Source organism: Lysinibacillus fusiformis (genome assembly GCF_003049525.1).
Taxonomy (GTDB): Bacteria; Bacillota; Bacilli; order Bacillales_A; family Planococcaceae; genus Lysinibacillus; species Lysinibacillus fusiformis.
Window position 1 is genome coordinate 1 of sequence record NZ_PYWL01000004.1, and the last position, 12,394, is coordinate 12,394.

The following is a 12,394-nucleotide window of genomic DNA, read 5'->3' on the forward strand; positions in this document are numbered from 1 at the left end:
TCCCTTTTAGGGAACCATAAAAGCATAATAATATAAATAAAATAACTGTAATAAAATATGGATAATCAGAGTTAAAACTTTCTTCTGCCCAAATAATTGTAAATTTGAGTGAGACGAACGTTGATGACATTAAATAAACTATATATATATAAATGATGAATACGTACAGTGTTTTATTATTTTGGACAGTTTTTAATTCAAGGAGTGAACTATTATTTAATGAAGAAGTTATTCTAGAAATAAATAATGCTAAAAGGAATATGGGGATTAAACTGAGCAAGGCACTTATCCAAGCTTCACGTTCCACCACTGTAAAAATTGAGGGAATTAAAACAAAGTGTGCTAAAAAACTAACTGATAAGAATAACAAACAATATACATGGATTGGCTGTAAAACTTTGTTCATTTTTTCTTAAACCTCCTCCTTAACAATACTTCCCATGTTTGATGTCATTTAGTCTAAGTAGGCTTGTTTTAGTTTATTAATATTGACTCACACAAACGTCGTTCGTTTGTACATGTTAACTATGGTATGTCAACACTAAACTGGACAAAAATTTTAAGGTTTGTTGCTTGAATTCCACTGGAGTTAAATAGCCTAGTGTTCCGTGAATTCGAATGTTATTGAACCAATGAACATAATCATCAAGTTCAAGAGCGAGCTGTTCAAGAGTAGAGAAATGTGCTCCGTTAGCGAATTCGGTTTTAAATACCTTAAACATCGCCTCAGCCACGGCGTTATCATAAGGGCATCCCTTCATGCTCAGGGATCGCTGGATTCCGAATGTTTCTAGGGCTTTTGAAATGAGCTTATTATCAAACTCTTTTCCTCGGTCTGTATGAAACATGTTAATTGAAGAGATGTGGTATTATCAGTGGACGAAATCATTTAACCCTCTAACAGATGAGTTACGAAGAACTAAGATTAATGAAAGCCAAGAAATTAAGTCGATATTGCCATTAATCATTTTTTATAGTTCAAAGCAGAGCAATTAAAATAGGAAATGAATTTATTACATCTGAACTATTATTAAAGTAGGGAAAGAAGACTCAAAATTAATCCAACCTATGTTAAAAGCTTTAAGAGATGGTATAGAATCTAAAATTGCCAAAAACGAAGATTTATCTGGATTTCATCAACAAAGGCAAAGGAAAATAAATGTTGGGAAAGAATGATAAGAAACCCGCATACGAAGGTTTATTAGAGAATAGATTTATTAAATTGTATTTGATGAACTAATCAATTAGATGAATAAAGAAATCTATTTAGATCAGAAGCTTAGCTAACTATTATTCATGTAAAATAAAAGGACTAATATATATAAGACAGGGATTAAAAAAGGAGTAATTGTCATTACTGCAATTATTAAAGAAAATCCTCCAGCTTAATATCAATTCAATACCAAAATTTTCACATTTTCGAGTTGCTTTACACGTAGGGGAAATCGTCTTGAAATGGAAGGCAAAGAAAAATTCTTCATACCCTTTGCCCCTGAACCGACAGAAGGCAACCGATTAAAAGTTTCAATAGACCCAAATTCTTTATCACCCAAGTTTTCACTTGTGAAACATTTCAATCTCAATTTTGTCTTAATATTCTGTGTATTTAGTTCCTGTAAAGTTTCTAAAAAATTTTGAAAGTGAAGTATGAATCGGCTACACTAAGATGGACATTACAATTAAACTACTAACCTAGTGTAACCGATTCATACTTTAACTCATTATAATAGAGGCTTTGCATATACGAATTTTAAACATTGTTGCATATTTTATTTTTTTTATGTCCCATTATTAGTGCAACTTGTATTAAAATACAGTTCTCGTCGCGTAAACGCTGATTTTCATTACGTAAATTGATGAGTTCTTTCATCCTCATTTATGGAAGAATCTGATTTATTATAGTTATTAATCCATCTCTATAGAGTAAGGGTTTTAAGTGATATTCAAGGCAGATATCTTCAAGCGACCTTCCGTTATTATATTGTGAGACCATTTTAATTTTAAATGTAAAGGTAAAAGATTGATGTTGGTGTGGCAATACAACACGCTCCTTTAAAGGTTAAGTGTGATTATATGTGTATATATTTTTTTGAGGAGAAATAAAAATATTATAATAATGATATAATCATTATTTAATGTTCTTTCTATCACAGTATTCTATCCAGAATTCTTCTCTTTTAATGCCCAGGGAACGAGGGTCAAAAATTGGATCTTTACCGCATTTTTTTGATTTTCATATTCTTTTCATCCTAAAATTGGAGGCTTCATTGTTAATAGAATACCTATAACATTTATCCATACCATTAAACCTAAACCAACATCACCCATAGCCCAAGCAAGGTCAGATGTTCGAACTGTACCGTAGAAGGTTGCAGCCAAAATAGCAATTTTCGCTAACCATATGTATAAATTTTAGAGAGCGACCTGAAAATAAATAAGCTAAATTTGTTTCAATATAGTAATAAGACAGTTAAAGCAAAAAAGAATAAGGCAATTGCAAAAAAAGGGGCACCAAAACCAGGAAGTGAACTTTCAACTGCATATTGTGTATATGTTGCACCTTCTTTAATACTTCTTGCAAATTTAGCTTGTTCATCCCAAGATAGGCCATTTTGGCTAAATCACCAACATAAATAAATGCATTATTACCTTCTGTGACGTATTTATCTTCGACGTTATACATACCTATAAATAAAATCATAAAAGCAGTTGCGGAACAGATTAATAGTGTATCAATATACACAGATGCAGCTTGTACTATACCATGTTTTACAGGGTGTGAAACTTCTGCTGCTGCTGGGTGTGCACCTGTTCCTTGACCAGCCTCGTTGGAATAGATTCCACGCTTACCCCCCAAGCGATAGCAGATCCGATAATACCTTCCAAAATTTATTTGTATATAGTATATAGAGTTAAATAATACCCAAATTCCTTTATCTCTGCCTCTGAGCAGACAGAAGGCAACCATTTAAAAGCTTCAATGATTCCGACTTCTTTAAATTTTTCCCCCCATGCTTTCACTTGTGAAACTTTCGAATCTTTCCATTGGCGTAATTTCTGCATCCATTTCCTTGACTCTAACTAAAAGAATCGAACAACTTGTAGTTATAATCATTCGAATACGGTTATCTACTGCGACTGTAGTTTTTTGATTATCTACTTAAAGGATATAGTATCAAACCCTAAAAAATGGTTTTGTTTTAAAATTGTGTATTTTTTAAATAAAAATTAACTTTTTGTGAGGGGTTTTTAGTTGATTTATCTCTTTTTTATCATGTTTTCTAGATAAATATCTGTAAGTATATTTTTAAATAAAACAAAATAAACATTAAAGGTGTGGTTTTCTTGTTGATTTGCTAAATATTGTGTCAATTAATATTATTAGGATTATACCTCTGAAAATAAAGGATGCTTCCTCTATTTTCAAGACCATAGAAAGGAAGGTAGTTTTCTAATCTAATAAGGAAAAAATATAAAATAGAAATGAGGGAATATTTTATGAAGAAATTAACACTAGCAACTTTAGCAACTTTTATGATTGTGGGATTGATATTTGGAGCAGTACCTGCAGAGGTTAAAGCCTCTGAACATGGTAAGAATAATGTTTATCAAGATCTGGATGAGCGAGTAAAAAGAATGCTAATAAGTGCGGCGGCCCCTGGTACGGAATATAGGTACCATAATATTATTCATGCTGAATTAAATGGTGGTGATGTAGAAGGTACTTTGATTGAAAACTCTGAAACTCTGACGGTGTCCAGAAATACGTTAGAAAATAATTTTGACCATGAGATAGAATTGCCAACTAGTGGTTACGAACACGAATTTACGGAAACAACTAGTACAACGAACTCAACAGGTTGGACATTTGGCTATAATTATAATGTAGAAATTTCTATTCCTATGGTAAGTGGTGGTCACAGTTTTAGTGTTGATTATAATATGTCAACTGCTAACACTGTAGAAAAATCAGAAACAAGAAGATTTTCAGTTCCTTCAGTATTAATTCCTGTGCCAGCTGGGAGAAAATATTTAGTTGAGTATAGATTTGAAAAACAAACTGTTTCAGGAAGAAATAGAATAAATGCAGATTTATTTGGAGATGCTGTATATTATTTTAATAATCAACCAATGTCTCCACAACTTTTATATTCAGCTCTTAGATTTGCCACTGATACACAGGGTTTTGAACAGGTAATTAGAGATTCTGCAGTGGGGAATGATAGATTTGGCATCAGAGGTACAGGTGTAGGACAATTTAGAACTGAATTTGGCACTTCACTATATATTAGAACAACTGACATTACAAATTCTCAAGAACCAGTTATAATAGAAACAATAACTATTCCTGTGAAAATTGAAACTATTTCTGAAAAGACTAAAGTAGTAGAATAATAGAAAATTACAAATAAAGATGATGCCTTATGCCTGTATATCTCAAGACAAGAGGCTGGGACATAATTTGCTGATATTCTAAAAAAGAGAAATCGTACTTGCATCGATTTCTCTTTTTTTCTTAATTCTATTTTCTCTACCTTAGCTTCTCTGATAATGCACGTGTATTTCCGTTTGTGGCCTGAAGTAAAGATCGATACAAAAATTTGTATTTTGATGGGGATGCCCTATTCTATAAACGCATAGATGGCGGATAACTCCAATGGCCGAAAGTAAAACATGTTAAAGATAGTTTGAGTGTTAAAGCATACAAAATAACATGCACAGATGGATTTGTTACAATAATTTTTTTGGCTGAGACTTTTGATCATAGGTTATCTTTATAAAAGAACGAATGAAGAAATATATACTTGTCGCTGTTTATTATGGTATGGTGTATTTTCTAAAAAGGATTTAGAAGAAGTACGATAAGCTGCATTGTATGTATTGGATACGGTAAAGCGATTCAAAAAGATTTGGCACTCGATGTTAGTCACTAGGGAATGGCTTTTTTTACGTTCAATTTAGTTATTCTGACGATACGGTAAAGTTAGAAATTTGTAAAAGCATACTCTATGTATTAAATAGAGCTTTGATGCGTGAAAAATTCAAGTAGTGAAACCTTGACTAACTGCATTTTTTTACTTATCTGCTATACTGTATATTAGCGCACCAAAAACCCCCAACGAGATTTCAGGGTATCTTTTTCAATTCTTCAACATCATCTTGCAATTTTTCAATCAATCCAACCAGTTTCTCTTATTATATTGAGATGCAGCTACTAATTGAAAATCTCCTAAATAAAGAGCTACAAGCTACCAGCAGCCGTCGATCATTCTCAACACTTTGAAAAATGATAACTCAAATTAAATTTAGATTGAAAGCAATTTTTAAGCATATATGCTGTATATATTTTGTAAACACAATCTGTTGAGAAGAGAATTTGTTAAACTGAATGAAAAAGAGTAAAGGAGTAACGGATGCTACTCCTTTTTGTGGATTATAATCTAGGAAAATATAAGTTTATTCCCATTACTAGATTGCCAAAGCAATAAAGTCTTGTTCTTCTGACGACCGTATTTAGATATAGTTGTAATGACTGTAAGCTTCCAATAATTCTTATTGACCATTATAGTTCTTTTTTCAGGAAATAATTCTTTTTTTCATTTTAATTTATCCCATTCAATTGAATAATACTATCTATTAAACCGGAGCCTGGAAAATCAGCAGCGATAATCCCTACATGATTAATCCCACTTTTTTGTATGAATTCAGTTCCCATTGTATTCATTCCACCGTAAAATACTTGGCCATTCAAACCACGAGGGAAATCCGTCCATTCATTTGTTGCAATTTTTTGAATCAGCTTTTGATTGCTATTTGTATTTCGACTTTCTTTCCCACTTGCAACAAACCAAGGATAGAAATTAGTCAATAATGCTAATCCGCCTCCTGTCCCACTAAAATGGTTCAAATAGATTTTTCCACTTTCCGAGTTATTATTTGCCTGTAGAAGATGAGCTTTCACTGAATTCCATTTATCATATATTCCGTTTGGTCCGATACCGACTTCAAACTTATCTTGAATATACAAAGAATCATAATTAATACCAAAGGTTTGAGAGGCTGTGAAATTTTGTAATATTACAATTTTACCTCGGACATCTTCTAGTTTGGGATTATTTCTTTCTGAAGATGCAACAGAATTCGGGTCCCAAAAATAAGGAGAATTACGCTCTTTATAATTTTTAAATATTTGTTCGAATGATTGTGAGCCGGTTTCGGGATCAGTGTCTTCTTTTAAACGCATTAAAATTGTTTCTTTCGGATGATCTTTTAAAAATTGTATGATCTCTTGTAATACATCCTCAAACATTGCTTTTTGATAAACAATTCCATGATGCATTGCGAATGAATCCTTAACACGTTTCACTCGCATGTCTACATAACGAATACCCGAATTTAATTGCTGTGAAAGGTTCATTGTTTGATTCCTAGTCAGATCTTCATCAAAAACACTAATTCCATGTAAAGCCATAGAACCATGAGTTCCTGGAATAGATAGTTCGCTTATTTTTTTTGAACCCTCTATTTCAGACATCCATGTTGAATTATGATATCCTATATTTGATTCATACGAATAACCAGGGTGACTATCCGCAAATACAGTAGAAGTTGTACATAAATTTGCCAATATTAAACAAGTAAGAATACTAAAGTTTAAGACGCTCCTCATGCTATCTCTCCTTTTTTAAACTAAATAATCTCATATAATAAACGTGTAATTATACATATTTTCACCAAAATGATGAGAAAATCAGTTTAATTTATTTTTTTACAAACAAAACAGGAGTCTTAAACAAGACTCCTATTTGCAACATACAATGGTAAAGTAGTTTACGAATTTTTTACGGATTCGTGAACATGTTAAAAATGTGATGCATTCGTTTCATAATTTATTTCAGTTACATTCCTAGTAAGGCCTATTCCTCGTTAAAGGTTAAACTAACGATAGTAGCAATAGATTGTGCTGCATGTTCCCAACTACCATCTATCACTCTCCCAATTTGTTGACCAAGTGTGTTTAAATCATTGGGATTAACAGGAATCCCATTATATGCAGCAATAATAGATAAAAGTGGTGCTGCAAACGGTGTAAAGCCACCTCTATCAATATAAAATTTAGGCGTATCAGTTACTTTTCCGTCTTTTACTGTAAATTCATAGTAAAATTGATCATCTGGACGAAGAGTTAAATGATGAGAGATTTGACCCTTAACATATTGTTTTCCGCCGCCTAAATTTACTACCTCAATTGGTTTTACATTGAATTCATGTTCAAAAACTTTAATTTTTTTCACTTCAGGACCATATAAAGCAGCATTCACAGCTATTTCCAAATTACTCTGTGAGAACGGTTGAATTCCCATTTGTGATTCTTGTTGTTGGATTGGAGCATTTGTTTCTGCAGCGGAAGCCAATGTAGTAGGCAATGCACTTGAAGCTAATGTGGCTACCATTGCTGCTGTTACTAACAGTCTTTGTTTCTTCTTCATAATTTTAATCCCCTTTTTCTATTATGTTATATACCATTTAAAATGCGCGCCATTTAAATAAATGATATATAGATATGATAACCTTCTTCACAAATTCCCTCAATTTTCATATTAAGTAACTTATATTCACTTTTATAATTAAATTTATCAATCAAAAATTTCTCTTATTTACTTTAAATGGTATATAACCCAAAGAAAAACACTATATTTACAATTGGAAAAATAGTGTAAAGTGAGAAAATTGACACAAATTTGACAAGGAAATTTGCTGCTGTTAATGAGCAAGTAGAAGATATATTATTACAATCATCAGAGTGTGCCTAAGAATCACCTAATTGTAAAGTATAAAAAAAGTCGTAATAAAACATGTTATAGACAATAAAAATGATTGATCCTAAAGAATCTGAAAAAGACTAGAAACTTGATGTTTGTTTTGCTCATGCCTACTCTTCTTGCAACGCAGAAGTGAAGAAAATAGAAATGGGTTATTACGAGAGTTCTTCCAAAAGCAAACAAGTTTTGATGAAGTATCATCAGAAGAATACTATATCAACAACGACCAAGGAAATGTCTTAGTAGCAATTTTTTTAAGTAGGTTTATTATCTTTTATTCCAATAAATAAACCGATGGGCATTCTACATTCAAAAACCTCACATTAACGAATTACCTGCATTTGAGTGACCTACTTCGTGCTGTGTTGCCGCTGTCGCTTTGCTTTAGCGCAGATAAAACTGAACAGACAAAACCATTATGCACACCTAAGCACAATGCCGATTCCGGAAATAGTTATCCCAAGGCGTAATTGATGTAGGGGGACAGATGTAGTGAGAAAGAAAACAATAATAATTGTTTTAGCTTTTTTATGTATTTGCTTTAGTATGGTTATTTTTCTTCCTCTTCAGAAGGTATTCGCATTTACAGAAACGCGTATAAATGATCCGGTAGTGCAATACCTACCACTGTCAACTGAGGATACATTTGAAATTAGATACACTCACTCCATCTATAAAACGGATGTACTCGAACATTATAAATGTGTAGGCGGAACTAATATTCAAATGTTAGGGATGGAGTATGAAAGTTTAGCAATCGGCATGCCAAGCTATGCAGAAAAAAATCAAACATTAACAAAAAGAAGTGGGAAATATTATTTGCAGTTTGACAATGAAGTCATTGAGAATTTTACAATCTATATAGGCAATTTAGATTTAGACCTTGTATTTGATTATGACAATTATGAATACGATTTGAAAAAAGACTTACAAAAGGGGAATCTTATTTATTTGAGGTGAAGCGTTTATCGCTTTATGGACAATGGAAAGGGGTAAGGATGAAATGACAACTCAGCATAAATCAAACGACGAAGTAAAAAAAGAAGAATTCGAACAAATATCATTTGAAGAGCAACAAGCAATACTAGAGAAATATGATATTGAATCCAATGTCCGAACGATATCAGGCGTAATGAAGCATGTCATTTTCTTTGGACTACTAGCATTATTATTGTTTCAGCTTTACACAGCAATTTTTGGCCAACTTCCAGCGCAAATTCAGCGTACCGTACACTTAGGTTTTGGTTTGACTCTAATTTTCTTACTCTTCCCTGTTCGAAAAAAAAGCAGCGAAGAATAAAATAGCATGGTTCGATTATATATTAGCGGTATTATCCATTGTAGTAGGTTCATATTGGACAATGAATTATACAGAGCTTGTTAATAGCAATGGTACCATTACGCAAACAGATTTTATTGTAGGTCTCATAGCTGTCTTGTTGGTACTTGAAGCAGCCGTGCAGTAGGTTTACCGATTACCATCATTGCTATATGTTTCTTGATTTATGCATATTTCGGACCGTATTTTCCCGATTTTATGGCGCATAGAGGGCAAGATTTTGAAAGTATTGTTAATCTCATGTATTTTACAACAGATGGTATTTTTGGAACACCCATTAGTGTTTCTGCCACATTTATTTTTGTGTTTTTACTTTTTGGAGCATTCCTTGTCAAGACAGGTGTTGGTCAATACTCTAATGATTTAGCTGTATCTCTTGCGGGCAAATTAATTGGTGGTCCTGCAAAAGTAGCGGTATTTTCTAGTGCGCTTCAATGCACGATTTCAGGAAGCTCTGTAGCGAATGTTGTAACATCTGGATCATATACGATTCCTATGATGAAAAAGCTAGGATACCGTAAAGAATTTGCGGGTGCAGTTGAGGCGGCGGCATCTACAGGTGGGTAACTGATGCCTCCGATTATGGGTGCGGCAGCATTTTTAATGGTTGAGTTTATCGGCCGCGGAATTACGTATTGGGATATTGCGAAGGCGGCAGCGATACCTGCACTGCTTTATTTTACAGGCATTTGGGTTATGACTCACTTCGAAGCGAAACGTGTAGGCTTAAAAGGCTTAGGTGATGATCAAATGCCTAATCGTCGTGAAGTATTTAAGAAAATTTACCTTCTATTACCGATCGTCACAATTATCATTTTAATGTTAACGGGTACACCGGTAATGCATGCAGCACTTTACGGTATTATTATTTGTATTGGGGTTACGATGTTTAATAAGGAAACACGTTTAGAACCAAAAGATATTATTGATGCATTAGTTGAAGGTGCACGCACAGCACTTGGTGTAGTAGCCGCAACCGCTTGTGCAGGTATTATTATAGGTGTAGTTGTAAAAACAGGCCTAGGCTTAAGTTTAGCTAATAGTTTAGTAGAATTAGCGGGCGGTAGTATTATTTTAACGCTGATTTTTGTTATGATTGCTTCCCTAATTCTGGGGATGGGTGCTCCTACAACAGCAAACTATGTAATTACATCGACAATTGCTGCACCTGCAATAGTGGCATTATTATCACCGAATACCCCACAGGAATTAGTGCCAATAGTAGTGTTATTACCAGCACATTTCTTTGTATTCTACTTTGGTATTATTGCAGATATAACACCACCTGTTGCACTTGCTGCTTTTGCGGCTTCTGGAATCTCTGATGGAGATCCGAGTAAAACAGGTTTAAACTCAGCGAAGCTTTCGATTGCAGCGTTTATTATTCCATATATGATTGTATTTTCACCAGCGTTACTAATGATTGACACAACTATACCGGAAATTATATGGGTAGTATTCACGGCTATTACAGGAATGGAAGCCATAGGTGCGGGAGTAATCGGTTATTGGTATCGTAAAATGCTGTGGTTTGAACGCATTATTTCAATTGGAGCAGGTCTACTACTTATCTATCCAGAAAAATTAAAAACCTATCAAGCTTTCTTTTTATTATAATTTTTAACTTAAATAGAACCAAAAACCATAAATAATTCAGGCATGACAACATGTGCTAGTTTAAGGTTCAATTAAGGTTACGAGGCTACAATGAATTTGTAAGTTAACGGCTTACAAAAAAAAGGAGGTCATGAAAATGAACAAATTTGTAAACTTAGTAAAAAAGAAATCGGTAGGTATGGCACTTTCAAGCCTTGGTGCCCTGATGCTAGTTACACCACCACCAGCTTTTGCGACGAGCATGCCACAAAGTGGGGAAGAAATCACTGCTCAGATAAAACAGGAAAACGGGGTTAATCTTTATTCCACAGATGGTGGAAATAGTTGGAATAAGAGTACACCGACTTCAACGGACCAGGCTGTCAAAATCGTAAATATAAAAGATGGCATCGCTCAAATCGAAGCTATTGATGAAGCAGATTTGAAGAAAGCTTACAGCTCTATGCAAATCATGATAAAACAGGAAAACGGAGTTAATCTTTACTCTATAGATGGTGGAAAAAACTGGAATGAGTATACACCGACTTCAACGGACCAGGCTGTCAAAATCGTAAGCATGAAAGATGGCATCGCTCAAATCGAAGCTGTTAATGAAGCAGATTTGAAGAAAGCTGACAGTTCGATACAAATCATGATAAAACAGGAAAATGGGGTTGCGCTATATTCCACAGACAAAGGGAAAACCTGGAGCGAAAAAGCGCCTAATAAAAACTAATTTGCATCTATCTATTAATAAAGCAACCATAACACTTGACGAGTGTTATGGTTGTTTTATTGACACATTAATCATTATAAAAACTTTTAAGTAGAAAATCGTTACTTACCTGCAACGTTAAACTCTGTACCCTAGAGAGATTATATCCAGTTCTCTTTTTGTTACAATTTTATTACTATATTGTTAGGGGTGATATTATGAGAATCTTAATGGTGGAAGATGAAATGCATATGGCGGAAGCAATTGAGCAGGTTTTAAAAAAAAATCATTACAGTGTTGATTTAGCTTTTAATGGTGAAGACGGTTTGGATTGTGGACTTGCCGGCATATACGATATCATCATTCTCGATATTATGCTACCTAAAATGAATGGAATAACCGTGCTGAAAGAATTGCGTAAGAATGGTATTGCTACCCCTGTTATCCTGTTAACCGCCAAAGGAGATACTTCAGACAAAGTAATCGGTCTTGACAGTGGTGCCGATGATTATCTTCCCAAGCCTTTTCCAACCGAGGAATTATTGGCACGATTAAGAGCCTTGGGACGCAGGAAAAGCGAAATAATATATGATAACGTTTTAAAATACGGCGATATTGAGTTAAACCCTCATACGCTTTACATTTGTTGCAGAAAAAACAGTTTTAAATTAACCCTTAAGGAATGCCAATTACTAGAATTGTTGATTCTAAGACAGAACGGCATTATATCCAAAGACAGCATTATTGAAAAGATCTGGGGATATGATACCAACGCCGAGGACAATCATGTGGAGGTATATATATCTTTTTTAAGGAAGAAATTAGCCAGTTTAAAATCGTGTGTGTCCATACAAACCATACGAGGGGTAGGGTATTGTTTAAAGTCCTAGGAAAGCACAAAATAGATATGTAAGCAGGTGT

Annotated in this window: 7 protein-coding genes and 5 pseudogenes; 5 read left to right on the forward strand and 7 right to left on the reverse strand. The window is 33.8% G+C overall.

Features of this window, described 5'->3' with window-relative positions:
* The 5 genes and pseudogenes from C9J29_RS24645 to C9J29_RS25130 form a co-directional block, all read right to left on the reverse strand.
* Nucleotides 1-406: pseudogene (locus C9J29_RS24645) on the reverse strand (GerAB/ArcD/ProY family transporter); the annotation flags it as partial.
* Between the two features lie 115 nt (nt 407-521).
* Nucleotides 522-863: pseudogene (locus tag C9J29_RS11215) on the reverse strand (transposase); the annotation flags it as partial.
* A 1,381-nt stretch (nt 864-2,244) separates the two neighbouring features.
* Nucleotides 2,245-2,379, reverse strand: coding sequence for an alanine:cation symporter family protein (locus tag C9J29_RS24650; protein WP_237068814.1), 135 nt, complete (start codon nt 2,377-2,379; stop codon nt 2,245-2,247).
* A gap of 71 nt (nt 2,380-2,450) precedes the next feature.
* Nucleotides 2,451-2,570 carry an alanine:cation symporter family protein gene (locus C9J29_RS25125; protein WP_237068835.1) on the reverse strand — a complete coding sequence of 40 codons (120 nt, stop codon included), beginning with the start codon at nt 2,568-2,570 and terminating at the stop codon, nt 2,451-2,453.
* 149 nt (nt 2,571-2,719) lie between these two features.
* Nucleotides 2,720-2,968, reverse strand: a pseudogene (locus tag C9J29_RS25130) (alanine:cation symporter family protein); the annotation flags it as partial.
* 530 nt (nt 2,969-3,498) lie between these two features.
* Between C9J29_RS25130 and C9J29_RS11225 the strand changes: the two are divergent.
* Nucleotides 3,499-4,395 (forward strand): ETX/MTX2 family pore-forming toxin, encoded by an 897-nt coding sequence (locus C9J29_RS11225; RefSeq protein ID WP_107922176.1) that lies wholly within the window; start codon nt 3,499-3,501, stop codon nt 4,393-4,395.
* A 1,210-nt stretch (nt 4,396-5,605) separates the two neighbouring features.
* Here the strand turns inward: C9J29_RS11225 and C9J29_RS11230 are convergent.
* Both C9J29_RS11230 and C9J29_RS11235 read right to left on the reverse strand, forming a co-directional pair.
* A pseudogene (locus C9J29_RS11230) lies at nt 5,606-6,670 on the reverse strand (phosphatidylinositol-specific phospholipase C); the annotation flags it as partial.
* 247 nt (nt 6,671-6,917) lie between these two features.
* The gene (locus C9J29_RS11235; RefSeq protein WP_107922178.1) at nt 6,918-7,490 is read right to left on the reverse strand and encodes a methyltransferase; all 573 of its coding nucleotides are present in this window, start codon (nt 7,488-7,490) and stop codon (nt 6,918-6,920) included.
* An 825-nt stretch (nt 7,491-8,315) separates the two neighbouring features.
* Here C9J29_RS11235 and C9J29_RS11240 point away from each other — a divergent pair.
* From C9J29_RS11240 to C9J29_RS11255, 4 genes and pseudogenes are all read left to right on the forward strand, one after another.
* A complete protein-coding gene (locus tag C9J29_RS11240; protein WP_237068815.1) occupies nt 8,316-8,783 on the forward strand; it encodes a DUF1850 domain-containing protein in 468 nt (155 codons plus the stop codon).
* Between the two features lie 43 nt (nt 8,784-8,826).
* Nucleotides 8,827-10,743: pseudogene (locus C9J29_RS11245) on the forward strand (TRAP transporter permease); the annotation flags it as partial.
* Nucleotides 10,744-10,915: 172 nt separating this feature from the next.
* Nucleotides 10,916-11,494: a WD40/YVTN/BNR-like repeat-containing protein gene (locus C9J29_RS11250; protein WP_107922179.1), complete on the forward strand. Its 579-nt coding sequence runs from the start codon at nt 10,916-10,918 to the stop codon at nt 11,492-11,494.
* Nucleotides 11,495-11,691: 197 nt separating this feature from the next.
* Nucleotides 11,692-12,363 carry a response regulator transcription factor gene (locus tag C9J29_RS11255; RefSeq protein ID WP_107922180.1) on the forward strand — a complete coding sequence of 224 codons (672 nt, stop codon included), beginning with the start codon at nt 11,692-11,694 and terminating at the stop codon, nt 12,361-12,363.
* Nucleotides 12,364-12,394: the final 31 nt, after the last annotated feature.

Excerpts from the sequence above, each read along its gene's own strand:
- C9J29_RS11225 (WP_107922176.1), top strand. The coding sequence starts at position 3,499 with ATGAAGAAATTAACACTAGCAACTTTAGCAACTTTTATGATTGTGGGA.
- C9J29_RS11250 (WP_107922179.1), top strand. The coding sequence starts at position 10,916 with ATGAACAAATTTGTAAACTTAGTAAAAAAGAAATCGGTAGGTATGGCA.
- C9J29_RS11255 (WP_107922180.1), top strand. The coding sequence starts at position 11,692 with ATGAGAATCTTAATGGTGGAAGATGAAATGCATATGGCGGAAGCAATT.
- C9J29_RS11235 (WP_107922178.1), bottom strand. The coding sequence starts at position 7,490 with ATGAAGAAGAAACAAAGACTGTTAGTAACAGCAGCAATGGTAGCCACA.